The following is a 24,290-nucleotide window of genomic DNA, read 5'->3' as shown; positions in this document are numbered from 1 at the left end:
GCAGATGTCGACGGAGCAGCTTGCAGCGTCGGTCGCGGAGGCCGACCGAGCCGCGCTTGCGCGGGTCAGCGCGCTGCCGCTTGCCGATTTCCGCGACGAGCACCTCGCGACGCAGCTGCGGCGCGCGCTCGCGTCCGAGGGCGTCGGCGACGCCGCCGCGCTCGCGCGCAGGCTGGCCGCCGACCCGACCGCGCTGACGCGCTTCCGCCGCTCGATCGCGGTCTCGGTCACCGGCCGCTTCCGCGACCCGCACCAGTTCGAGCTGCTGGAGCGCGAGCTGCTGCCGCCGCTGCTGCAGCAGCCTGGCGCCATCCGCGTCTGGTCGGCCGGCTGCTCCGACGGCTCGGAGCTGATATCGCTCGGGCTGCTGCTGGAGCGGCTCGGCGCGCTCGAGCGGACGCAGCTGCTCGGCTCCGACCTGCTGGAGGAGAACCTGCGCCGCGCGCACGAGGTCGACACCGCCCTGTCGGAGCAGCTGCGGGCGCGCCTGCGCTGGGAGCAGCGCGACCTGCTCGCCGGCAGCGCGCCCGGCGGCGGCTGGCAGCTGATCCTCTGCCGCAACGTCGCGATCTACTTCACCGCGCCGGCGCGGGCGCGGCTGGAGCGGCTGCTTGCCGACGCGCTCGCGCCCGGCGGCGTGCTGCTGCTCGGCCGCGCCGAGCGGCTGAGAGACCCGCGCGCGCTCGGCCTCCAGCCGGCCGGTCCGCACGCCTACCGGAGGAGCGCCTGATGCGCGCCGCCCTGCGCGGGCTCGACGGCCGCCTCGCGATCGGCGCGGCGGTGCTGGTCGTCGTCGTCGCTGCCGCCTTCGCGGTCACGCTGCGCTCGGTCGACCAGCTGCACGACGCCAACCGCGACCTCGCCCGCTCGCTCGGTGCGATCGCCGCCGGCAACCGCGTCGAGCGGCTCGTGGTCGACTCCGAGACCGCCCAGCGCGGCTACATCATCACCGCCAACCAGGACTTCCTGGAACCGTACGAGGACGCCAAGCGCGAGCTTCCCGGCGCCGCCGATGCGTTGCTGGCAGCCGTTCCCGAGCGAGGCTCCAACGGGCGCCGCAGAGCGGCTGAGGAGGCGGTGAGGCAAAGCGAGCAGTACGTCGGCGGCTACGTCCCTGCGCAGATCACGCGCGCCCGCACGAACCCGGAGCAGGCCCGGCGCATGGTCGCCGGCGGCACCGGCAAGCGCCAGGTCGACGCGATCCGCGCCGAGTTCACCGCCTTCGAGCGGGCCGAGCGCACGTACGCCGACATGGTCCGCCACGAGAGCGACAGCGCAGCCACCCGCGCGCTCCTGTTCGCGCTGCTGGGACTGATCCTCTGCCCCGTGCTGGTCGTGATCTACGGCGGTTACCTGTCACGGCTGGTCGTCGCGCCGATCAAGCGCGTCGCGGCGGCGGCGACGCGTCGCGCCCAGGGCGACTGGGACGCGCGTGCCGCCGACGGCGGCATCGCCGAGGCGCACACGCTGATCTCCTCCTTCAACGAGATGGCGGAGGCGGCGCAGCACAGCCGCGACGAGCTCGAGCACCAGAACGCCGAGCTGGAGGCGCAGCAGGGCGAGCTGGAGCGGACGCTGGAGGAGCTGGCGCGCGAGAAGGAGCGCGGCGACGCCTTCCACCGCGTCGTCGCCCGCATCTCGGCCGCCGCCGACCTCGACGAGCTGGCCGCGGTGCTGCTGAGCGAGATCGGCGACGCGCTCGGCGCCGACGCCGGCACGCTCTACGCGCTCGACGTGACCGACCCCGACGGCCCGCTGCTGCTCAGCGGCGTGCTCGGCTTCGAGCGCGAACAGCTGCCGCGGCGGCTGCGCAGCGGCGCGGGCCTCGCCGGCCGCGCGCTCGCCGAGCGCCGCGCGATCCACGCCCAGCACGACGAGGGCGGGCTGACGATCCCGGCCTTCGGCGGCGAGGCCCCGATCCGCCAGGAGCTGCACCTGCCGCTGCCGGGGCGCACGCGCGTGGCCGGCGTGATCTCGTTCGGCCGCGTCGGCACCGCGCCCTTCCCGGCGCCCGCGATCGACCTCGCCGGCCGCCTCGCCGAGCCGGCCGCGGTCGGCCTCGTGCGGGCGCTCGCGACGCAGTACGCGCAGCACCACGCCGAGCTCAACCAGGCGGTGCTGGAGACGGCGCAGGACGCCTACGTCGCCAGCGACCAGGACGGCGTCGTGCTCGAGTGGTCGCCGCAGGCGCAGGCCCTGTTCGGCTACACCGCCGAGCAGGCGACCGGCAGACCGCTGACGGAGCTGATCGTGCCGGACGCCGAGCTGCGCGCATTCGACGACCGCTACGCGCAGGTGCTCGCAGACGCCGAGTACGCGGGCGCCCGCACCCACCGCTTCGAGCAGCCCGCCAGACGCGCCGACGGCAGCGAGCTGACGGTCGAGATATCGCTCGCGCCGCTGCGGATCGGCACCGGCTGGCGCGCCAACGCGTTCGTGCGCGACGTCACCGGCCGCCGCCTGCGCGAGCGCGAGCGCGAGGCCCGCGGCGCGGTCAGCCGTGTGCTGGCCGAGGTCGAGGGCCGCGCCGAGCTGGTCGAGCCGACGCTCGCCGCGCTCGGCGAGGCGATGGAATGGCCGCTGGTCGCGTTCTGGCTGCCGGAGGTCGACGGGCGGCTCGCCTGCGCCGGCCTGTGGCGCTGCGAGCCGTCGCAGCCCGCCGCCGAGCGGGCGCTCGCCGCCGTCGCCGAGCAGGTGCGCGCCGCCACGCACGAGCGCGGCGCCGGCCTCGCCGGCCGCGTCTTCGCCGGCGGCGAGGCGAACTGGACCAGCTGCACCGCCGACGACGCCGCCGCGTCCGCCGCCGGGCTGCGCATCAGCGCGGCGCTGCCGGTCGGGCGCGGGCCGCACGCGCTCGGCGTGCTGCAGTTCTGGCAGCACGAGGGCGCGCCGCCGGACGCCGAGCTGCTCGACACGCTCGACGGGATCGCCGGGCTCGTCGTGCAGGTCGCCGAGAAGCGCGCCGCCGAGGCCGAGGCCGACCGCCTCAAGAACGAGTTCTTCGCGCTCGTCTCGCACGAGCTGCGCACGCCGCTGACCTCGATCGTCGGCTACGTGGAGCTGGTGATCGAGGAGGAGGTCGGCGAGATCAACGAGCAGCAGCGCCGCTTCCTCGAGATCGTCGAGCGCAACGGGCGGCGGCTGCAGCGGCTCGTCGGCGACCTCCTGTTCGTCGCCCAGGTCGAGGCCGGCACGCTCAACCTCGAGCACGGCCGCGCGCAGCTGGAGCGGGTCGTGCAGGACGCCGTCGACGCCGCCCGCCCGCGCGCCGAGCAGGCGCGCGTCGAGGTGACGGCGCGGACCGAGCCGGTGCCGGAGATCCGCGGCGACGCCGAGCGGCTCGGCCAGCTGGTCGACAACCTGATCAACAACGCGCTCAAGTTCACGCCCGCCGGCGGCAGCGTCAGCGTGACGCTGCGCGACCGCGGCGAGGAGGCCGAGCTGGCGGTGACCGACACCGGCATCGGGATCCCGCCCGACGAGCAGGCGCGCCTCTTCGACCGCTTCTTCCGCGCCTCGACGGCGGTCAAGGAGGAGATCCCGGGGATCGGCCTCGGGCTGTCGATCTGCCAGGCGATCGCGGAGGGCCACGGCGGCCGCATCACGGTCGAGAGCGAGGTTGGGCGCGGCACGACCTTCCGCGTCCTGCTGCCGCTGCGGGCGCAGACGCAGACCGAGACGGAGACCACCGACAGGCAGGCCGTCGAGGCCGCGAGCGGGAACGGAGCACGACAGGCATGAGCGGCGAGACGACGGCGCGGATCCTGGTGGCCGACAACGACGAGGACATCCTCACGCTCGTCAGCTTCCGGCTCCAGCGCCAGGGCTACGAGGTGCTCGTCGCGCGCGACGGCGCCGAGGCGCTCGAGCTGGCGCGCGCCGAGCTGCCCGACCTCTGCGTGCTCGACGTGATGATGCCGAAGCTGACCGGCTACGACGTCACGCGCGAGCTGCGCGCCGACCCGCGCACCGCCGACGTCCCGGTGATCCTCCTGACCGCCCGCGTGCAGGAGGCCGACGTCAGAAGCGGCTACGACGCCGGCGCCGACGACTACGTGCGCAAGCCGTTCGCGCCGCAGGAGCTGCGCGACCGCGTCGCCGCCGCGCTGGCGAAGCGGCGCGCAGCCTAGAAGGCGCCGCGCCGCGTGACCACGGCCGGGAACGTCTTCAGGATGATCACGAGGTCGAGCGCGACCGACCAGCGCTCGAGGTAGAGGAAGTCGAGCCGCACGAGGTCGTCGAAGTCGAGCTCGGAGCGGCCCGAGACCTGCCACAGGCCGGTGATCCCCGGCAGCACCAGGTAGCGCTTCTTGTGCCACTCCTCGAGCCGCTCGAAGTCGCGCAGCGGCAGCGGCCGCGGGCCGACGAGCGACATCTCGCCGCGCAGCACGTTGATCAGCTGCGGCAGCTCGTCGAGCGAGTAGCGCCGCAGCGTTCTGCCGACCTTCGTCACGCGAGGGTCGTCGCGGATCTTGAAGAGCGCGCCGTCGGCCTCGTTGAGCTTCTCCAGCTCCGCCTCGGTGACGCGCTCGTCGCTGTACATCGTGCGGAACTTGAAGCAGTCGAACGGCAGGCCGCCGATGCCGGGGCGGGCCGAGCGGTAGAGGATCGGACCGCGCGAGGTGAGCTTGACCGCGAGCGCCATCGTCACCAGCAGCGGCGACAGCAGCGCGATCAGCACGAACGCGCCGATCAGGTCGAAGGCCCGCTTGACGGCGAAGTCGACGCCCTCGAAGACCGGCGGCTTGAGCGTGAACAGCGGCAGCGACTGGCCCGGCACGAACTCGGCCCGCTGCACGAGGATCTCCATCGTCGACGGCGCGATGTGGACGTCGACGCCGCGGCGATGGCAGGTGTCGACCAGCTCGACCGCCTGCTCCTGCGGGAAGTCGGGGTCGGCGATGATCACCTCCTGCACGCGGTCGCGCTCCAGCACCGCGGCGAGGTCGGCGAGGTCGCCGAGCGAGCGCAGGCCGTTGTCAGGGCGCGGCGTCAGCGAGATGTAGCCGACGAGGTCGACCTCACGGCCGTCGCTGCCGCCGAGCGCGTGCGCGACCTGGTCGATGTGCTTGCCGCTGCCGACGAGCAGCGTGCGGCGCGTGTAGCCGGCCTGTCCGAGCAGCCAGCCGGTGACCGCGGTGTGGAACCAGCGGAAGGTCGAGACGTAGACGACCGCGAAGCCGAGCGAGGCGTAGAAGATGTAGTAGCTGCTGAACTCCTGCCCGCTGAGGACGGCGTAGACGAGCGCGACGACCGTGACCTGGAAGAGCGAGCTGACGATCCGCGCCAGGCCGGGACGGCGGGGGCGGTCGGCGTAGAGGTCCGAGCGCGCGAACAGCAGCACCGTCACGAGGTAGGCGAAGGCGAGGAAGTCGCGCGTCTGGCCCGACGCGAGGTGGACCGATGCCGACAGCCCGTGGTCGCCCTTGATCAGCCCCTTCAGCAGCAGCGCGGTGAAGAGCGCGAGCCAGACGCCGGCGAAGTCGAGCGCCAGCAGCGAGGCGACCCGCATCAGCTTGCGCAGCGTCACGAGCCGCAGCAGGAACGACAACGCCGGCGGGCGCTTGCGGCGCACGTCTCTGTCGGACATCGAGGCGACCGCGGTCGCCGTCTGCTCCGGATGCTGCTCGTCGACGTTCAGCGCGCCGTTTGCCACTCGTTGCATGACCTCCTTCACTGCAACGGACCGGAACCGCGAAGGTTCCGGTCTTGCGTCACCGCGGTCAGGCGGTCGCTCCGACGAGCGCCTCGACGCCGGAGTCGTCGATCGTGCGCTGGAGCCCGTCGCGCAGCACGACCTCCGGGGCCCAGCCGAGCAGCTCGCGAGCGAGCGTGATGTCGGGCCGGCGCACCTGCGGGTCGTCGGTCGGCAGCGGCTCGTGGACGATCTGCGAGCGCGAGCCGGTGATCTCGATCACGGTCTGCGCCAGCTCCAGCAGCGTGAACTCGTCCGGGTTGCCGATGTTGACCGGGTGGTGGATGCCCGACTCGGCGAGCGCGATCATTCCGCGGATCAGGTCGGAGACATAACAGAAGCTGCGCGTCTGCGAGCCGTCGCCGAAGACGGTGATCGGCTGGTCCTGCAGCGCTTGCCGCAGGAAGGTCGGGATCGCGCGGCCGTCATGGGCGCGCATCCGCGAGCCGTACGTGTTGAAGATCCGCATGATCGCGGTGTCGACGCCCTGCTGACGGTGGTACGCCATCGTCAGCGCCTCGGCGTAGCGCTTCGCCTCGTCGTAGACGCCGCGCGGGCCGATCGGGTTGACGTGGCCCCAGTAGGTCTCCTTCTGGGGGTGCTCCTGGGGATCGCCGTAGACCTCGCTGGTGGAGGCGATCAGGAAGCGCGCGCGGTGCTTCTTCGCCAGCCCGAGCGTGTGGTGCGTGCCGTGCGAGCCGACCTTGAGCGTGTGCAGCGGCAGCCGCAGGTAGTCGATCGGCGAGGCCGGCGAGGCGAGGTGGTACACGAAGTCGATCGGCTCATCGACGAAGTACGGCTCGATGATGTCGACGTTGAGCAGCGCGAACTCCGGTCCACGGATGTGGTGGATGTTCGCCAGGGAGCCGGTTTCGAGGTTGTCGACGCAGATCACGCGGTGCCCTCGGCGCAGCAGCTCATCGCACAGGTGCGATCCGAGGAAGCCGGCGCCTCCGGTCACCAGACAGGTAGCCATGACGCAGGAGGATAGCCCTGGAACCGGCATGTTCGCTGACAGGTCGGTCCTCTACGATCGCTGCACGGGCCCTTTTCGGGCCGTTTCGAGCGAACCCGCGATGTTCAGGAGTCCCATGCCCGCCACCCGCTTCGTCGAGCGTCTCAACGAGCAGATCGCCAACGAGTTCGCCGCTTCTCAGCAGTACATCGCCGTCGCAGTGCACTACGACGCGCAGACGCTGCCGCGGCTGGCCGAGTTCTTCTACGCGCAGGCGCTCGAGGAGCGCAACCACGCGATGATGATGATCCAGTACCTGCTCGACCTGGACGAGCAGGCGACCGTCCCGGGCGTGAAGGCGCCCGAGACCGCCTTCGCCGACGTCGTCGCGCCGATCGCGCTGTCGCTGGAGCAGGAGAAGCGCGTCAGCGGCCAGATCGCCGCGCTGGTCGGCGTCGCGCGGGAGGAGGGCGACTTTCAGAGCGAGCAGTTCATGCAGTGGTTCCTGAAGGAGCAGGTCGAGGAGGTCGCCTCGATGTCGGACCTGCTGACGATCGCCGAGCGCCTCGCCGACCGCCCGATGGACATCGAGGACTGGCTGGCGCGCGAGCAGCCGCGCGAGGAGGGCACCGACCCGACCGCGCCGAACGCCGCCGGCGGCGCGCTCTGAGCACGTCGGGCGGCGGCGCCCGCGCGGCCGCGGGCGCGGCGGGCGGCTTCAGCGCGGAGCTGCGCGCCGCCGCGGCGGCGACCTGGGAGGCGCAGCACACGCATCCGTTCGTGCGCGGGATCGGCGACGGCACGCTGCCGCTGGACCGCTTCCGCCACTTCGTGCGCCAGGACTACGTCTACCTGGTCGACTACGGCCGCCTGCTGGCGCTCGGCTGCGCGCGGGCGCCGGAGCTGGCGACGATGCGCCGCTTCGCCGAGCTGACGCAGGCGATCCTGGTGACGGAGATGGACCTGCACCGCGCGTTCGCGCTGGAGTGGGGCGTGGCGCCGGCGGAGCTGGAGGCCGAGCCGCCGACCGCGACGACCCGCGCCTACACCGACTTCCTCTTGCGCACAGCGACGCTCGGCGACTTCGCCGACCTCGTCGCGGCGCTGCTGCCATGCATGTGGGGCTACGCCGAGGTCGGCGCCCGCCTCGCCGCCGCCCAGCCGCCGCCCGCCGCCGCGTCCGCCCCAGACGCCGCCACCCCCGCGCCAGACGCCGCCGCGCCGAATCCCTACGCGCGCTGGATCGCGACCTACGCCGATCCCGAGTTCCAGGCGCTGGCGGCCTGGTGCCGGGAGCTGATGGACCGCATCGGCAGCGCCGCCGACGTCCCGACCCGCGCGCGCCTGCACGACGTCTTCGCGCACAGCAGCCGCCACGAGCTGGCCTTCTGGGACGCCTCCTGGCGGCTCGAGCCGCCGGCGATCTGACCCGGCGCCCCCCCAGGGATATGGTCGCCGCCGTGTTCCCGCGCCGGACCAAAGATCCTTGAGGTAGACAGGTGCTCCTGACCGAGGCACGATGGGAGCACATCGTCGACAGACATCCCGAGCTGACAGGACGCGACGCCGAGGTGCTCGTCACGGTTCCGGGACCTGACGTGGTGACCGCGTTCTCGACCGGGAGAAGGCCGATATGAGCATTGTGGAACGGAGCAGCGCCGAGATCGCTGCCGTGGAGGCGCATGCCCGTGCGCTGAAGGTCTACCCACGCCCGCGCGTCAGCGGCGAGATCGTGATCGACGGCGTGCGCTTCACGAGCAGCCGTTACAACCAGAAGGGCGACATCCTCTCGCTGCACATCGACGCCGAGAGACCGGCCCACCAGTGGTGGGACGAGACGCCCGAGCACCACATGGTGCGGTTCGCGCTCGACGGGGCGTTGCAGCAGGTCTGTCTGATGAACCCGCGCTATCTGCTGGAGCGCCAGGACGTGATCGCCGTCACCGCGCGCGAGGACGGGCCGACCAGCCGCATAGGGCGCGCGGCGGTCGAGGCGCAGTTCATCGACACGATATGGCCGGAGGAGTACTCCCGGCTGTTAGGCCGTCGCTGAGCGACGCGGTCAGGCGGTCGGCGGGGTGGTGCCGTCGACCCAGGTGGCGGCGCCGGTCTCGTCGACCTCCTGCTTCCAGATCGGCGCGGCGGCCTTGATGCGGTCGATGATCTCGCGGGCGCCGGCGAACGCCTCGGGGCGGTGCGGCGCGGAGACGGCGACGAGCACCGACGGCTCCGACAGCGGGACGGTGCCGATCCGGTGCTCGGCGGCGGCGGCGCAGAGGCCGTGGCTCGCGACCGCCTCGCGCACGATCGCGGCCATCTGCTCCAGCGCCATCTCGCCGTACGCCTCGTAGACGAGCGACGGCACGTCGCGCGTGACGCCGGAGAAGGTGACGAGCGCACCGGCACGCGTGTCGCGCACACGGGCGACGAGCGGGTCGAGCAGCAGCGGCTCGCCGGTGACGCGCACGTGGATGGCGGCGGGCGGGGCGTCGGCGGCGTCAGACGCGGCGGCGTCGGGCTCGCCGGCCCCGCCCGAGACCGGCGGCACCAGCGCCAGCTCGTCGCCGGGGGCCAGCGGCTGCTCGCCGGAGGCGTACTCGCGGTTGACGGCGAGCACGAGCGGGAGGCCCTCTGCGAGCGCGGCGACGGCGGGCGCCGCGAGCGCGTCGCTGACGCGGGCGTCGTCGGGCAGCTCGAGCTGCAGCTCGCTCGTCCCGGCGCGCTCTCGCAGCATCGCGAACAGTCGGATCCGCACGTGCATGCGGCAAGGGTAGGCCAGCGCGCAGCCCGTCCGCCCGCAGCGCGTCGCAACCGGCGCCGCGGCAACGTCCGCGCAACGCCCGATCGGCGGTCCCCGCGGGCGCCGAGGCGTACCCTCGCAAGCATGAGCGTGACCGAGGACCATCGCTTCATCGCCCCGATCGTCGGCCCGGACGATCCGCGGCATTTCACCGACTCCGGCATCGAGGTCAAGCAGCGCTACGACGAGCAGGACGTGCCGGAGCAGCTCCAGCTCGGCGAGCCGGGCCAGTTCCCGTACACGCGCGGCGTGCACCCGGACATGTACCGCAAGCGACTGTGGACAATGCGCCAGTACGCGGGCTACGCGTCCGCGAAGGAGTCGAACGAGCGCTACAAGTACCTGCTCGCGAACGGCTCCACCGGTCTCTCGATGGCGTTCGACCTGCCGACCCAGCTCGGCCTCGACTCGGACGATCCGCGCTGCCTCGGCGAGGTCGGCCGCACCGGCGTCGCGATCGACACGATCGACGACATGCGGACCGCCTTCGACGGCATCCCGCTCGACGAGGTCTCGACCTCGATGACGATCAACGCGCCCGCCAGCGTGCTGCTGCTGCTCTACCAGCTCGTCGGCGAGGAGCAGGGCGTCGCGCCCGAGCAGCTGCGCGGCACGGTCCAGAACGACATCCTCAAGGAGTACATCGCGCGCGGCAACTTCATCTACCCGCCCGAAGGCTCGATGCGGCTGACGACCGACCTGTTCGCCTACTGCAAAGAGAACGTCCCGAGATGGAACACCGTCTCGATCTCCGGCTACCACTTCCGCGAGAAGGGCTGCTCGGCCGTCCAGGAGGTCGCCTTCACGCTCTCCTCCGGGATCGCCTACGTGCAGGCCGCGATCGAGGCGGGCCTCGCCGTCGACGACTTCGCCCCTCGCCTGGCCTTCTTCTTCAACGGCCACAACAACGTCTTCCAGGAGGTCGCGAAGTTCCGCGCCGCCCGCAAGATGTGGGCGACGATCATGCGCGACCGCTTCGGCGCCAGAGACGAGAAGTCGCTCAAGCTGCGCTTCCACACGCAGACCGGCGGCGTCACGCTGACCGCGCAGCAGCCGGAGAACAACATCGTCCGCGTCGCGCTGCAGGGCTTCGCGGCGGTCTGCGGCGGGACGCAGTCGCTGCACACCAACGGCTTCGACGAGGCGCTCGCCCTGCCGACCGAGAAGGCCGCCAAGATCGCGCTCCGCACGCAGCAGATCATCGGCCACGAGTCGGGCGCGACCGACACCGTCGACCCGTTCGCCGGCTCGTACTTCGTCGAGGCGCTGACGAGCGAGATCGAGCAGCGCGCGACCGAGCTGATCGGCAAGGTCGACGAGCTGGGCGGCTCGGTCAACGCGATCGCGTTCATCAAGAACGAGATCGAGGAGTCGGCCTGGGGCTATCAGGAGCGCTACGCGCAGGAGCAGGACATCGTCGTCGGCGTCAACAAGTACGTCGACGGCGCGCTGGAGGTGCAGGACCTGCTGCGCGTCGACCCCGAGTCCGAGCGGGCGCAGGTGGCGCGGCTGACGCAGTTCAAGGCCGACCGCGACCAGGCGCTGGCGCAGCAGCGGCTGGAGCAGCTGCGGACGGCGGCGCGCGGCAGCGACAACCTGCTGCCGCTGATCCGCCAGGCGCTCAAGGACCGCTGCTCGATCGGTGAGGTCTGCGGCGCGATGCGCGACGTCTTCGGCAGATACCAGGCCGAGATCTGATCGCCGCGCTTCCGGCGCCGCCCGAGCGGCGCCGGAAGACGATGCGATCTAGCGGATGCGGACCGGGAAGGCCAGCACGCGCTTGCCGGCCGTGACGCGCAGCGTGTAGCTGCCGCGCGTGACCGTGCGACGGCTCTTCAGCGTCGCCGCCGTGCCGGTCGCGTAGGTGCGCCCGCCGCGCACGAGGCGCGCGTTCGAACGGGCCAGCTGCTTGCTGGTGCTCTTGCTCGCGCTCGTGACCTTGCAGCTGACCTTCGGCGCGCCCTTGCCGCGCTTGACGCTGCAGGTGACCTTGGCGGCAGCGCCGGCCGGGCCGCGCTCACCCTGGTCGCCCTTGGCGCCTGCGGCGCCGGTCTCGCCCTTCGCGCCGGCGTCCCCCTTGGCGCCTGCCGCGCCGCTGTCGCCCTTCGTGCCGTTGGTGCCGTTGGTGCCGGCCGCGCCGTTCGCGCCGGCGTCGCCCTTCGGCCCCTGCTCGCCGCTGTCGCCCTTCGGCCCCTGCGGGCCACTCGGCTCCTCGGTGCCGGCCGGCGGCACCTGCTTGATCGTGAAGCTGTCGACCAGCCCGCCGCCATACAGCAGCTGGTTGGTGACCGGGTCGAGCGCGTCGGTTCTGACGAAGCGGACGCCGACCGACTTCGCGCCGAAGGTGAACAGCAGCACCGCCGGCATCGTCTCCTGCGTCTGCGACCAGGCGACCCACGGCTCGCGGTCGAGCAGGCCGTCGTAGTTCTTGCCGGTCGTCGACTGCTCGAGGTAGGTCGTGCCGTGGCCCGGCTCGACCAGCTCCGGCGAGATTCTCGGCTTGCCGACGGCCCAGTCCTCCGTCGGCGTGCCGACGAGCGGGAAGGAGCGGACGTTGTGGGCGTCATGGCCCGAGACGACCGCCTCGACGCCGTACTTGTCGAAGATCGGCATCACGTCGTCGCGGAACTCGGGATCGGCGTACGACGGGTAGACGCGGCTCGTCTTCGAGTGGAACGGCGGCTGGTGCATGACGACGATCTGGAAGCGCGTGCGCGTGACGGCCGCCGCGAGGTCGGCGTCGAGCCATCTCAGCTCGTTCGCCCAGTACTGCGGGAAGCTCGACGGCTTGTTGCCCGGGCTCGCCTCCAGCACGACCCAGTGGACGCCGTTGTAGTCGTAGGAGTAGGAGGCCTTCTCCTGCCCGCTCGGCCCGTTGCCGGGGTTCGGCGAGTGGGCGTAGTAGAGCGGCGAGGCGGTGCCCGCCGGCGTGATGTTCTTGTACTCGTGGTCGCCGAGCGCGTTCATGAACGGGATCGAGCCGCGCACGGTTCTGATGAAGGTCGTGTCGACCGTCGTGCCGTTGCCCCCGCTGGCCGTGTTGCCGGCGAGCAGGTCATCCCATCTGTGCTCCATGTTGCCGTCGTTCATGTTGTCGCCGGAGGAGACGACGAACGCCGGGCGCGTGTCCTGGTTCCAGACGGTTCTGTCGGCGGCCTGGAGGCCCACGACGCCCTGCACCGAGTAGTTGCCCGGGCCGGAGGCGCCGAAGGCGACGACGTCGTCGCCGTCGTCGGTGTGGACCTCGCCGTACGTGGCGGCGGTATAGGTCGTGTTGCCGCCTCTGGCGGTCTTGAACGTGCCGGGGGTGACACCGGCCGTGGTGACTGAGTCGTTGATGAACCAGTCGTACGTCGCGCCGGGGGTGAGCCCGCTGAACGTTCCGGTGAAGAAGGTGTAGGTGTTGACCGTGCCGGTGGCGTCTCTGCCGGGCACGTCGCTGCGCGTGAGCGCGATCGAGATGCAGCCCGTGGGGCCCGGCGCCGCGGCGCATGCGGCGGCGCCGCCGGCACCGACGGGGCGCGCGTAGGCGGTCGCCGTTGTGCCGCTGACGGCGGCGGTCTCTTTGAAGGTGACAGCCATCGTCGTGGTCGTGTCACCAGTGAACGCGAGGTGGGCGTCCATGATCTCTGCGCTCGCGGAAGCGGGCACGAGAACGGCGGCGACCAGCGCTGCGGTCGCCGCCAGGCCGCCGAGGCGGCCGGGGGAGGTGCTGCTCATAAGGGGGTGCGTCCAATCGTTGCGTTGGGCCTGACGTGCGAACCCAAGCGCCTGCGCGCCCGCTGCTCGTTACCCGGCGGTGAAGTTCGACGGAATTCGACATGTGTCGGGGCCTGTTCGCCATGAAACGCACGCGTTTGCAACTCGATCCCGCGGGGCATGTCCCGTGGGCGGAACGGAAGACGCCGTCGCAGGCACGTCGCAAGGAGAGGTGAGAATGAGGATCGTCCCCCCGCGAGCGCTGATCGCAGCGCTCGTTGCGCTGTTGTTGCCATTCGCGTTCGCAGCGAGCGCGCATGCCTTCTCGATCGACAGAGTGACGCCGACGCCGGCGGTGCCGGCTGGCGGCTCGGTCCCGAACGGCGACCCCTTCTCGGCCGCCGCCCACCCCGACATGGCGATCAGAATCGAGTTCAGCGACAACGGCGACTCGGCTGCCGACAGCGCGAGAGACCTCAGCATCCACCTCGCCCCCGGCGTCGTCGCCTACGTCAACAACTTCAGACAGTGCACGCAGGCGCAGTTCGCGGTCGACGACCACAGCAGAGCGGCCGACTGCGCCGCCGACACCGCCGTCGGCACCGTCGTCACCGGCCTGACGACGACCAATCCGCTCGTCAACGGCATCCTCGGCGGCAGAGTCGACGGCACGATCTACAACCTCGAGCCCTCGGCCGGCTCACCGGCCGCCTTCGGCATCGACATCGCCCCGCCGGTCGGCGACCACATCAAGCTCATCTCGCCGATCAGCGTCGACCCGCACGACCTCGGCCTGACGGCGTCGCTCGCGGGCCTGCCGAACAGAGCGACCGTGCCGATCTTCGGCGAGGTCGGCCTCCACACCGACTACATCATCCAGAGACTCGACGGCTACCCGGGCGGGAGACCGTTCTTCACCAACCCGACCTCGTGCATCGACGCGGCGATCACCGTCACCGCGACCTCGTACGGCGGCGCCAGCAGCAGCAACGCCGGCTCCTACACGCCGACCGACTGCGCGAACGTCCCCTTCCAGGCGTCGCTGACGACCGCGGCCGACCCGGCCACGCCGGACTCGACCTCGGCGATCAGCTTCGACGTCAAGCCAGGCGAGGGCAACGCCGAGCGCGTCAGCTCCCACGTCCGCACGACGACGGTCGTCGCGCCGCCCGGCGTGCTGCTGAACGTCGCGCTGGCGGCCAACCTCGACGCGTGCACCGACGCCGGCTTCAACCAGGCCGACACGTCGGTCGCGGCCAACTGCCCGGCCTCCTCGGAGGTCGGCTCGATCGAGTTCGTCTCGCCGATCCTCGGCTCCTTCCCCGGCAAGGTCTACTTCGGCACGCAGACGCCGACCGACCGCCTCCGCCTGTTCCTCGACGTGCCGCTGTTCGGCGCCCACATCAAGGTCTCGGCGACGGTCAACCCGGACAACACGACCGGCCAGGTGACGACGGTCTTCTCGGACCTTCCGCAGATCGCGTTCACCGACTTCAGACTGACCTTCAGAGGCGGACCCAGATCGGCGCTCGTGACGCCGACGACCTGCGGCGAGAACGTCTCGACGGCGATCGTCGGGCCGTGGTCGGGCACGCCGAGAATCGAGACGAGAGGCGCCTTCACGACCGCCGGCGACTGCGAGCGCAGATTCACGCCCTCGATGGGCACGTCGGTGGCGAACACGCAGGGCGGCGCCAGCTCGCCGTTCACGCTGACGTTCGACCGGCCTGACAGAACGATCCCGGTCGGCAGAGTCGCCTTCGACCTGCCGCCCGGCCTGATCGGCTCGCTCGCGCTGAGAGGGCTGACGAAGTGCTCGCTCGACAACGCCAGAGCGGGCAACTGCGAGGACTCCAGCCGGATCGGCTCGGTCCAGTCGATCGACGGCTCCGGCCCCGAGCCGCCGACGCTGCCCGGCAGCATCTACCTGACGCAGCCGCAGCAGCCCGGCGACCCGGCCGGCCTCACGATCAAGGTCCCGGCCCACCTCGGTCCGGTCGACGCCGGCACCGTGATCGTCAACCAGCGCCTGATCCTCGGCAACGACGGCGGGCTCGACATCATCAGCGACCCGATCCCGGCGCTGCAGTTCGGCATCCCGCTGGCGATCCGCAGACTGATCGTCAACGTCGACCGCCCCGGCTTCATGCGCAACCCGACCAGCTGCGGACAGCTGCCGGCCAGCGGCGACTTCACGCCGCTCGACGGCGGCGCGAACGTCGGCGCGACCAGCACGCTCGCCGTCACCGGCTGCGACAGACTGCCGTTCGGCCCGCAGATCAGCGGCAGAATCGGCGGCAAGGGGCTGACGAAGCAGGGCGCGCACCCGGCCTTCACGACGACGATCACGCAGAGAAGCGGCGAGGCCGCGATGAAGCAGGCGGTCGTGACGCTGCCGAAGGCGGTCTCGACCAACCTCGCGACGATCAGAGAGGCCTGCGACCCGGCCGTGTTCGCCGCCAGAAGATGCTCGGAGCGCTCGCGCGTCGCGACCGCGAAGGCGGTCAGCCCGCTGATCAGCAGACCGCTGACCGGGCCGACCTACCTCGTCAGAGTGCCGACCGGCGGCCTGCCGAAGCTGATGGTCCAGCTGCGCGGCGAGGTCAACCTCGACCTCGAGGGCATCGTCTCGATCAGAAACAACCTCGTCGTGACGACCTTCGGCGCGATCCCGGACCTGACGCTGTCGAGCTTCGAGCTCGCCTTCAGAGGCGGCTCGACCGGCGTGCTGACGACGGTCGGCAACCTCTGCGCCAAGCCGCCGCTCGTCTCGTCGTTCGTCGGCCAGAACGGCAAGAGATCGAGCCGCAGCCCGAGACTCGTTCCGATCGGCTGCACCCGGCCGCAGTCGACCGGCTCGCTGCGCTTCCGCAGAGGCAGAGGCGCGCTGAGCGTCAGCACGAAGGTGCCCAGCGGCTCCAAGCCGCTGGCGAGCGTCGCGGTCACGCTGCCGAAGGGCCTCACGACCAGCGGCGCGTCGATCTCGGCGAAGGCCGGCGGCAAGCGCGCCGGCGGCAGAGCGCTGACGCGCAAGGGCCGCACGGTCACCGTCAAGCTGCCGAAGAAGGGCGCCCGCGCCGTCACCGTGAAGGTGACCGGCCTCGGCGCCGGCAGAGCGCTGGCGAGAAGACTGGCGGCGCGCAGAGGCCGCCTGTCGGTGCGCGTGACGACCCGCCAGACGAACAAGGCGAAGGCCTCCCAGTCGGTGCGCCTGACGCTGAAGTAGACCTCACGCCGTCCCGCACCGCACCAACCGCCCGCTCGCGCCGCCCGGCGCGGGCGGGCGGCGTCGTGTCGGGAGCGTCGGGTAGCGTCTGAACGATGACTGCACCGGGCCACGTCGACTTCTACGCGATCGTCCTCTTCCTGCACATCCTGGCGGCGATCGTCGCCTTCGGTGTGACCTTCGCGTACCCCGTCATCGACAGAGTCGTCCGCACGCGCGACACGCGCTCGCTGCCGACCTACCACGAGGCGCAGATCCAGGTCTCGCGGATGGTCGTCACCCCCGCCGCGATCGTCGTCATCATCGCCGGCTTCTACATGGCCTCAGACCGCTGGGGCGACTTCTCGGGCGGCTGGTGGGGCGGTGCCTTCGCGATCGTGATCGTGCTGCTTGGGATCGAGCACGCGGTCCTGATCCCGAACGCGCGCAGACTGCGCGACCGCGCCGCGCTCGACGTGCAGGGCTCCGGCGGCGCGCTCAGCGCCGAGTACGACGCGCTCGCGCGCCAGCGCTCGATCTTCGTCGGCGCCGCCTCGCTGCTGGTCGTGATCGCCGTCTTCCTGATGGTCGTCAAGCCCGGCGCCTGAGCAGGCCCTGATCGGGGAGCTTTCCGGCGGCGGGGCGATAGCATCGCTCGCCGCTATGCGCCAAAAGGCTCCAGAGACGTTCGACGAGAAGCTCGCCCAGCTCGAGGAGCTGCGCGAAGAGGCGATCCACTCCGCTTCGGCGGCGGCGGTCGAGAAGCAGCACGCGAAGGGGAAGTACACCGCGCGTGAGCGGATCGAGAAGCTGCTCGACCCCGGCTCCTTCCAGGAGCTCGACACGTTCGTGCGCCACCGCACGCACGACTTCGAGATGCAGAAGAACCGGCCGTGGGGCGACGCCGTCGTCACCGGCCACGGCAGAATCGACGGCCGCACCGTCTGCGTCTTCAGCCAGGACTTCACCGTCGTCGGCGGCTCGCTCGGCGAGGTGATGGCGGAGAAGATGGTGAAGGTGATGGACCTCGCCGCCAAGATCGGCGCGCCCGTCATCGGCATCAACGACTCCGGCGGCGCCCGCATCCAGGAGGGCGTCGTCTCGCTCGGCGGCTACGGCGACGTCTTCCTGCGCAACGTCCGCTGCTCCGGCGTGATCCCGCAGATCTCGCTGATCATGGGCCCGTGCGCCGGCGGCGCCGTCTACTCGCCGGCGATCACCGACTTCATCTTCATGGTGAGAGAGACCTCTCACATGTTCATCACCGGTCCCGACGTGATCAAGACCGTCACCGGTGAGGAGCCGACGTTCGAGGAGCTGGGCGGCGCGATGACGCACAACTCCAAGTCCGGGGTGGCGCACTTCGCCTCCGACGACGAGGACGCCTGCCTCGAGGACGCGCGCTACCTGTTCTCGTTCCTGCCGTCGAACAACCTCGAGCTGCCGCCGCGCGTGCAGCCGACCGACGACCCGCTGCGCGAGGACCCGGAGCTGGACACGGTCGTCCCGGACAGCCCGAACAAGCCCTACGACATGCGCAACGTCGTCAGGCTGATCGTCGACGACGGCGAGTTCCTCGAGGTGCACGAGCACTTCGCGACGAACATCATCTGCGGGCTGGCGCGGCTCGACGGCTTCCCGGTCGGGATCGTCGGCAACCAGCCGGCGTCGCTGGCGGGCGTGCTCGACATCGCCGCCTCCGAGAAGGCCGCGCGCTTCGTGCGCACCTGCGACGCGTTCAACATCCCGATCCTGACGCTCTGCGACGTGCCCGGCTTCCTGCCCGGCACCGCGCAGGAGTGGGGCGGGATCATCCGCCACGGCGCGAAGCTGCTGTACGCCTACGCCGAGGCGACCGTGCCGAAGATCACCGTCATCACGCGCAAGGCCTACGGCGGCGCCTACGACGTGATGGCCTCCAAGCACCTCGGCGCCGACTTCAACTTCGCCTGGCCGCAGGCGGAGGTCGCGGTGATGGGGCCGGAGGGCGCGGTCAACATCATCTACCGGCGCGACATCGCCAACAGCCCGACGCCGGACGAGCGCCGCAGAAAGCTGATGGACGACTACAAGGCGCGCTTCGCCAACCCCTACTCGGCGGCCGAGCGCGGCTACATCGACGACGTGATCGTCCCGCACGAGACGCGCCCGAAGCTGATCGCGGCGCTGCACATGCTGCAGACCAAGCGCGAGCCGGGCCCGCAGCGCAAGCACGGCAACATCCCGCTGTAGAAGCGATGCCACGGCGGCGGGCTCCTCCCCGCCGCCGCAGCGCGCAGCGCTACTTGCCCTGCTTGCCCTTCGGCAGCGTTCTCGCGACGAGGTCGGCGATGATCGCGTAGCCGGACTTTCTCGCGTGGATGTCTCTCGCGGCGCAGAACCAGGTCAGGTCGCAGACCTTCGCGACCGCGATCGGGACGACGCCGATACCGGGCGCGTCGGTCGTCTGGTCGAGCGGCGTGTAGGCGCCGGTCGCCGCCGTCACGTCGACGAATCTGCCGCCGACGCCCTCGTAGGTCTTCTTCAGCACCGGGTTGATCGACGACTGGAAGGCGAAGACCGACAGGTTCGCCAGCGACCTGCCGGCGTCGGTGCCGAGCAGCCACGAGCCGAGGATCACGTCCGGGTAGGTCGTGCCGACGATGCGGACTCTCGGACCGGCCGCCTTGCGCAGGCGTCTGGTCAGCGTGGCGACATTTCTGGCCAGCTTCGGCTGGGCGACCGCGACGCAGGCGACGGGGTCGGGCTCGGTCGCACAGGCGGTGACGTCGTTGCCGCCGATCGAGACCGTGATCAGGCCGACCTTCGCTCTGTTCTTCTTCAGGAAGGCCTCGGCCGCCTGGATCTGCGTCTTGCCGCCGTAGCCGGCGGCTCCCGGGCCGAGCGCCGCCTTCGGGCAGTCCTTCTGCTCGAGGATCGACGTCGTCGTCGCGCCGCCGCAGGCGAAGTTGACGACTCTCAGCTTCCAGCCGCGTCTGGCCGCCAGCGCCGGCACCTGGTAGACGAAGCCCTCTCTGGTGTTGCCGGCGGCAGCGCCGGCGGCCGGCGGCTGGTAGCCGCTGGCGTAGGAGTCTCCGAGCGAGACGTAGAACTGCGGCGCCGCCTTCTTGCCCTGTGCCGTGGGCTTCTTGGCGGCCGTGGCCACGGACGGCAGGGACAGCGCGGCGATCGCCGCGACGGCACCGATGCCGGTCGCGATGCGTGGTGGGATCATCTGGCCACGCTAACGGACCTCGTGCGCGGGTGCGAGCGGTACCCTCCGAGGGATGAACCGCCGTCCCCAGCTGGAGATCGTCGCCCCCAACGCCTCGCCCGAGGAGGCGGCCGCGGTCGTCACGGCGCTGGAGCAGTTCATGCGCGACACGGCGCCGACGTTCGTCGCGGCGCCCGAGCAGGTCGACCGCTGGACGCGGACCGCCCTGCTGGAGGGCGTGCGCGGGCTTCCGGGTCCGGGCGCCGACGCCCACCCGTGGGGCCGCTGAGCCGCTCACGCGGAAAACCCCGAAAATCCTGAGGGGTTTGGTACCTTTGTCCTCCGCCCGCCCGTAGGAGGATCGCTTCGCATGGAACCCAGCTCGGTCAGAGAGAGAACGAAGAGCCCCGGCAAGCTGGGCTCGATCGACAACCCGGAGGTCATCGCCGACGTCCCGGGTCACATCATCCCGATCCTCGAGCGCGAGTTCGACGACTTCGACACCGAGTCGTCGAGATTCCTGGCCGGCGACTACCCGGAGGCCGAGTTCATCGGCTTCCGCCTCAGACAGGGCGTCTACGGCCAGCGCCAGCCGAACGTCCAGATGTGCCGCGTGAAGCTGCCGTGGGGCGGCGTCACGCCGGAGCAGATGGAGGCGTTCGCCGACGTCGTCGAGCGCTACGCGCCGCTCAGAAAGGCGCACGTCACGACGCGCCAGAACGTGCAGATCCATCACGTTCCGCTCGATCAGATGGCGCTGCTGATCCGCGACATCAGCGCCGTCGGCCTGTCGACGCGCGAGGGCTGCGGCAACACCGTCCGCAACGTCACCGCCGATCCCTGGGCGGGGATCTGCGAGGACGAGGTCTTCGACACGACGCCGTGGGCCGGCGCCTACGTGCGCTACTTCGTCCGTCACCCGACGACGCAGCTGATGCCGCGCAAGGTCAAGACGGCGTTCGACGGCACCGCCGAGGACCGCGCGATCACGGGCATCCACGACATCGCCTTCCTCGCGAGAGTGCGCGACGGCGTCAAGGGCTTCGAGGTCCGCGTCGGCGGCGGCACGTCGATCATGGCGCGCGTCGCGCCGACGCTCTACGACTTCGTCAGAGCCGAGGACGGCGAGTTCCTGAAGGTCGCCGAGGCCGTCTTCCGCATCTTCGACCGCCAGGAGTGGCTGCGCAAGAACCGCGCCCGTGCCCGCCTGAAGGTCTTCGTCGACAAGTTCGGCATCGAGGAGCTGCGCAACCAGGTCGAGGAGGAGCTCAAGGGCGACTGGGTCCACGAGCGCGACTTCGACCCGATGCAGCGTCTCTTCGTCTACGACGAGGAGGCCAACGCGCCGTCGCTCCAGCCCTCGTACGGGACGCCCAACGGCGACCTGTCGGAGTTCGAGCACTACGTCTCGACGAACGTCAGAGCCCAGATCCAGGAGGGCTTCTCGACGGTCGAGATCAAGATCGAGCGCGGTGACCTGACGCCCGAGCAGTTCCGCGGCCTGGCCGCGATCATGCGCGACTACAGCGGCGGCTTCGCGCGCACGACGGTGCAGCAGAACCTCGTGCTGCGCTGGGTCCGCGACGAGGCGCTCTACGACGTCTGGACGCGGCTGCAGGCGCTCGACCTCGGCGAGGCCGGCGTCGACGAGATCACCGACGTCGTCTCGTGCCCCGGGACCGACTCCTGCAAGCTCGGCATCACCTCCTCGATGGGCCTCAACCAGGCCGTCAAGGAGCGCGTCACGGCGATGGAGCTGACCGACCCGCTGACGCGCAGAATCCACATCAAGATGTCGGGCTGCCCGAACGGCTGCTCGCAGCACCACATCGCCAACATCGGCCTCTACGGCGCCTCGATCAAGGTCGGCGACAAGACGATCCCGGCCTCGATCCCGCACATCGGCGGCCGCTACGAGGGCGGCGAGGTGATCTTCGGCGCGCGCCTGAGACTGCGCCTGCCGAGCAAGCGCGTGCCGGAGGCGGTCGAGCGCTGGGTCCGCCTCTACGAGTCCGACCGCAACGACGGCGAGGAGTTCAACGCCTTCGCCGAGCGCGTCGGCACGAGCGCGTTCGAGGACGCGGTCCGCGATCTCGCGATGCCGGCCGAGTTCAACCTCGAGAACATGAACCTGTTCATCGACTGGAACAAGAACATCCCGTTCGTGGTCGAGCGCGGCGAGGGTGAGTGCGCGGTCTAGTGACCGCGGTCATCTTCGATTGCGACGGCGTCCTCGTCGATTCTGAGCCGGTCGCCAACCGGGTCCTCGCGGAGGGCCTGACGGCGATCGGCCTGCCGACCAGCACCGACGACTCGGTGCGGGAGTTCATGGGGCGGTCGTGGGGCCACATGGTCGAGGTCGTGACCGAGCGGCTCGGCGCACCGCCGCCGGCGACGCTGCGCGACGACTACCGCGCGGCGCTGTTCGCCGCCTACGCCGCCGGCGAGGCGCCGGCGATCCCAGGGATAGCCGAGGCGCTCGACGGCCTCGACGCCGCCGCCATCCCTTACTGCCTCGCCTCCAGCGGCGACCACGAGCGGATCCGCCGCGGCCTCGCCGCCGCCGGCCTGACCGACCGCTTCCCGGACGCGCGCATCTTCTCCGCCGACGACGTCGGCCGCGGCAAGCCGTGGCCCGACCTCTTCCACCACGCCGCCGAGCGGATGGGCTTCGAGCCGGCCGCGACGGTCGTCGTCGAGGACAGCCCCGCCGGCGTCAAGGCCGGCCGCGCCGCCGGCATGCGCGTGCTCGGCTACAGCGCCCGCACCCCCGCCGCACTGCTGCGCGACGAGGGCGCCGAGCCATTCGACGCGATGGCCGAACTGCCGCGCCTGGTCTCGGCCTCTCGCCGCTGAAGCCGTCTCAGCGGCGCAGCGCCGCCGCCTCGGAGACGAGCCCGGTCAGCAGCCGCTCCCAGACGGCGGCGTTCGTCTCGATCGTCTGCGTGCGCGCCCAGGCGAGGCCCTGTTCGCCCAGCCGGCGTCGCTGACCGGCGTCGAGCACGAGCCGTTCGAGCGTCTCGTACCAGCGGTCGTTGTCGATCAGCAGGCCGCCCTGGCGCTCGCCGAGGCCGACGTACGGCCCGACCGCCGAGGCGACCCACGGCGTCCCGGCTCCGGCGTACTCCTTCAGCTTGATGTTCGAGCGGGCGCGGTTGAGGCGTATGTCAGTCAGCGGCGCGATCCCGATGTCGAAGCTCGCCGCCCATGGCGCGACCTGGTCGAACGGCAGCGGTCTGGAGCGTCTGTAGCGATCGCGCGGCAGACCGAGGTCGACGCCGAGCGAGGCGACCCGCACCTGCGGGTGGGCCTCCATCAGTCTTCTCAGCAACTGCGGCAGTCTCAGCTCGCGAGCGTCGACCTCGTGCTCGAAGGCGGCGGTCCAACCGATCGTGACGGTGTCGTCGGCGCGCTGCGGCCGGCGCGCGAGCACGAACTGCGACGGCAGGTAGTTCTCGATCACGTGGACGTTGCGCGCGCCGTCTTCGCGGTAGCCCTCGGCAAGCTGGGCGCTCGGCGTGGTCACGACGCTCGCAAGTCTGTGCACGCGCCGGATCGAGCCGACCAGGCGCTGGCGCTCGACCGCGTTCCAGCGTCTTCTGCCGGCGCCCGACGCCCGCTGCGGCGCGACGACGTCGTCGTCGTTGTCCCACACGACCGGCACGCCCCGCTCGTGCACCGTCCGCATCGCCGTCAACGGGTCGCCCTCACTGAAGCGATGGACGAGCAGCAGGTCGCACTCGGCGAGAGCGCCGTGGTTCGGCGGCTGACCTTCCCCCATCACCTGGGCGAGCCCGTGCCCCCGAGCCGTCAGCGCCATCAGCGGCCCGACGGCGCGGTAGTAGGCGTTGGGCGTTCCCGTGCGCGCGATGAACGCGATCTTCAACCCCATCGAATCCCCCGATTCCGCGGTCTGTCCCCTTTCCGTCCAGCATGCCGGAAGCAGGTGGGGGAAGGCAACCGCGGAGGGGTCGCTTTGTTGACCGCAATGGTCTAAATTCCCGAAACCCCATCGGGTTTCTGCTAATTTACGTCGACCATGAGTGCGACCGCTCCGATCGACAACTCGCTGACCGCCGACGCGGAGTCGCTCACGGCCGCGGAGGTGGTCGCGCGGATGGTGGAGCGCTTCCACCCGCGCCTCTATCTCGCCTGCTCGTTTCAGCAGGAGGAGTCGGTTCTCATCGATCTCTTACTGAGAATCGAGCCCGAGGCCCGCATCTTCACGCTCGACACCGGTGTTCTCTTCCCCGAGACCTATGAGACGTGGAGAAAGATGGAAGCGCGCTACGGCGTCGAGTTCGAGGCGTGGCGGGGCATGAGCCTCGCCGAGCAGGAGGCGCAGCACGGGCCCGAGCTGTGGAAGAGCGCGCCCGACAAGTGCTGCGGCATCCGCAAGGTCGTCCCGCTCAGACAGGCGTTGAGCGAAGTTGACGCATGGATCGTCGGCGTGCGCCGCGACCAGGCGCCGACCCGCGCCAACACGCCCAAGATCAGCTGGGACGAGAAGCAGGGAATCTGGAAGGCCGCACCGCTCGCCGACTGGAGCGAGAGAGACATCTGGCGCTACATCCACGAGCACGACCTGCCGTACAACCCGCTGCACGACCGCGGCTACGCGTCGATCGGCTGCACCCACTGCACGGTGCCCGCCGCCGACCGCAGCGGCCGCTGGGCGGGGAACGACAAGGTCGAGTGCGGCCTTCACGGTTGAATCAGTCGGGTATTCCGACCGAAATGGTG

At 70.9% G+C, this 24,290-nt stretch carries 20 protein-coding genes; 14 read left to right on the top strand and 6 right to left on the bottom strand.

Annotated features, from left to right (window positions below; genetic code table 11):
• Positions 1-4: 4 nt before the first annotated feature.
• Genes Q7L73_RS02710 through Q7L73_RS02700 form a run of 3 tightly spaced genes read left to right on the top strand, consistent with a single transcriptional unit; the run spans position 5 to position 4,130 of the window.
• Entirely contained in the window at positions 5-730 is a 726-nt protein-coding gene (locus tag Q7L73_RS02710; RefSeq protein ID WP_304686591.1) for a CheR family methyltransferase, read from the top strand.
• The gene (locus Q7L73_RS02705) at positions 730-3,741 is read left to right on the top strand and encodes an ATP-binding protein (RefSeq protein ID WP_304685963.1); all 3,012 of its coding nucleotides are present in this window, start codon (positions 730-732) and stop codon (positions 3,739-3,741) included. The genes Q7L73_RS02710 and Q7L73_RS02705 overlap by 1 nt, the downstream gene beginning before the upstream one ends.
• Entirely contained in the window at positions 3,738-4,130 is a 393-nt protein-coding gene (locus tag Q7L73_RS02700) for a response regulator transcription factor (protein WP_304685962.1), read from the top strand. Before Q7L73_RS02705 ends, Q7L73_RS02700 begins: the two co-directional genes overlap by 4 nt.
• Here the strand turns inward: Q7L73_RS02700 and Q7L73_RS02695 are convergent.
• Together Q7L73_RS02695 and Q7L73_RS02690 are read right to left on the bottom strand one after the other, a co-directional pair.
• Positions 4,127-5,665, bottom strand: a complete 1,539-nt coding sequence (locus Q7L73_RS02695; RefSeq protein ID WP_304685961.1) for a sugar transferase — start codon at positions 5,663-5,665, stop codon at positions 4,127-4,129. The two genes, Q7L73_RS02700 and Q7L73_RS02695, sit on opposite strands and share 4 nt — an antisense overlap.
• 58 nt (positions 5,666-5,723) lie before the next feature.
• Complete coding sequence (locus tag Q7L73_RS02690; protein ID WP_304685960.1) at positions 5,724-6,671, bottom strand: UDP-glucuronic acid decarboxylase family protein; 948 nt, start codon at positions 6,669-6,671, stop codon at positions 5,724-5,726.
• A gap of 115 nt (positions 6,672-6,786) precedes the next feature.
• On the opposite strand from Q7L73_RS02690, the gene Q7L73_RS02685 reads away from it, so the two are divergent.
• The 3 genes from Q7L73_RS02685 to Q7L73_RS02675 all read left to right on the top strand — a co-directional run bounded on the left by Q7L73_RS02685 (position 6,787) and on the right by Q7L73_RS02675 (position 8,703).
• Positions 6,787-7,320, top strand: a complete 534-nt coding sequence (locus Q7L73_RS02685) for a ferritin (RefSeq protein WP_304685959.1) — start codon at positions 6,787-6,789, stop codon at positions 7,318-7,320.
• The gene (gene tenA / locus Q7L73_RS02680; protein ID WP_304686590.1) at positions 7,317-8,078 is read left to right on the top strand and encodes a thiaminase II; all 762 of its coding nucleotides are present in this window, start codon (positions 7,317-7,319) and stop codon (positions 8,076-8,078) included. Before Q7L73_RS02685 ends, tenA begins: the two co-directional genes overlap by 4 nt.
• Before the next feature lie 205 nt (positions 8,079-8,283).
• Positions 8,284-8,703, top strand: a complete 420-nt coding sequence (locus tag Q7L73_RS02675; protein ID WP_304685958.1) for a hypothetical protein — start codon at positions 8,284-8,286, stop codon at positions 8,701-8,703.
• A gap of 9 nt (positions 8,704-8,712) precedes the next feature.
• On the opposite strand, the gene Q7L73_RS02670 is transcribed toward Q7L73_RS02675, so the two are convergent.
• On the bottom strand, positions 8,713-9,411 hold the full coding sequence (locus tag Q7L73_RS02670) for a molybdenum cofactor biosynthesis protein MoaE (RefSeq protein ID WP_304685957.1): 699 nt from the start codon (positions 9,409-9,411) through the stop codon (positions 8,713-8,715).
• Between the two features lie 123 nt (positions 9,412-9,534).
• Here Q7L73_RS02670 and Q7L73_RS02665 point away from each other — a divergent pair, with 123 nt between their 5' ends.
• Positions 9,535-11,148: a methylmalonyl-CoA mutase gene (locus Q7L73_RS02665; protein WP_304685956.1), complete on the top strand. Its 1,614-nt coding sequence runs from the start codon at positions 9,535-9,537 to the stop codon at positions 11,146-11,148.
• A 48-nt stretch (positions 11,149-11,196) separates the two neighbouring features.
• Here Q7L73_RS02665 and Q7L73_RS02660 read toward each other — a convergent pair whose 3' ends face one another.
• Positions 11,197-13,170, bottom strand: a complete 1,974-nt coding sequence (locus Q7L73_RS02660) for a metallophosphoesterase (protein WP_304685955.1) — start codon at positions 13,168-13,170, stop codon at positions 11,197-11,199.
• Positions 13,171-13,387: 217 nt separating this feature from the next.
• Here Q7L73_RS02660 and Q7L73_RS02655 point away from each other — a divergent pair, with 217 nt between their 5' ends.
• From Q7L73_RS02655 to Q7L73_RS02645, 3 genes are all read left to right on the top strand, one after another.
• Positions 13,388-16,375 (top strand): hypothetical protein, encoded by a 2,988-nt coding sequence (locus Q7L73_RS02655; protein ID WP_304685954.1) that lies wholly within the window; start codon positions 13,388-13,390, stop codon positions 16,373-16,375.
• A 95-nt stretch (positions 16,376-16,470) separates the two neighbouring features.
• Positions 16,471-16,962 carry a DUF2269 family protein gene (locus tag Q7L73_RS02650; RefSeq protein WP_304685953.1) on the top strand — a complete coding sequence of 164 codons (492 nt, stop codon included), beginning with the start codon at positions 16,471-16,473 and terminating at the stop codon, positions 16,960-16,962.
• A 55-nt stretch (positions 16,963-17,017) separates the two neighbouring features.
• Positions 17,018-18,586 (top strand): acyl-CoA carboxylase subunit beta, encoded by a 1,569-nt coding sequence (locus Q7L73_RS02645; RefSeq protein ID WP_304685952.1) that lies wholly within the window; start codon positions 17,018-17,020, stop codon positions 18,584-18,586.
• Positions 18,587-18,635: 49 nt separating this feature from the next.
• Here the strand turns inward: Q7L73_RS02645 and Q7L73_RS02640 are convergent, their stop codons facing one another.
• Entirely contained in the window at positions 18,636-19,568 is a 933-nt protein-coding gene (locus Q7L73_RS02640; protein ID WP_304685951.1) for a GDSL-type esterase/lipase family protein, read from the bottom strand.
• 52 nt (positions 19,569-19,620) lie between these two features.
• Between Q7L73_RS02640 and Q7L73_RS02635 the strand changes: the two genes are divergently transcribed.
• From Q7L73_RS02635 to Q7L73_RS02625, 3 genes are all read left to right on the top strand, one after another.
• Positions 19,621-19,836, top strand: a complete 216-nt coding sequence (locus Q7L73_RS02635; RefSeq protein WP_304685950.1) for a hypothetical protein — start codon at positions 19,621-19,623, stop codon at positions 19,834-19,836.
• An 81-nt stretch (positions 19,837-19,917) separates the two neighbouring features.
• Positions 19,918-21,747, top strand: a complete 1,830-nt coding sequence (locus Q7L73_RS02630; protein WP_304685949.1) for a nitrite/sulfite reductase — start codon at positions 19,918-19,920, stop codon at positions 21,745-21,747.
• Positions 21,747-22,403, top strand: a complete 657-nt coding sequence (locus Q7L73_RS02625; RefSeq protein WP_304685948.1) for an HAD family phosphatase — start codon at positions 21,747-21,749, stop codon at positions 22,401-22,403. Before Q7L73_RS02630 ends, Q7L73_RS02625 begins: the two co-directional genes overlap by 1 nt.
• Positions 22,404-22,410: 7 nt before the next feature.
• On the opposite strand, the gene Q7L73_RS02620 is transcribed toward Q7L73_RS02625, so the two are convergent.
• Positions 22,411-23,439, bottom strand: a complete 1,029-nt coding sequence (locus Q7L73_RS02620; protein ID WP_304685947.1) for a hypothetical protein — start codon at positions 23,437-23,439, stop codon at positions 22,411-22,413.
• A gap of 147 nt (positions 23,440-23,586) precedes the next feature.
• On the opposite strand from Q7L73_RS02620, the gene Q7L73_RS02615 reads away from it, so the two are divergent.
• A complete protein-coding gene (locus Q7L73_RS02615) occupies positions 23,587-24,261 on the top strand; it encodes a phosphoadenylyl-sulfate reductase (protein ID WP_304685946.1) in 675 nt (224 codons plus the stop codon).
• The last annotated feature ends 29 nt before the right edge of the window (positions 24,262-24,290 follow it).

Source organism: Conexibacter sp. CPCC 205762, assembly GCF_030646155.1.
In the GTDB taxonomy this organism is placed as follows: Bacteria; Actinomycetota; Thermoleophilia; order Solirubrobacterales; family Solirubrobacteraceae; genus Conexibacter.
Note: the sequence above shows the minus strand (reverse complement) of the source record. Positions and strands in the feature narration are given on the sequence as shown.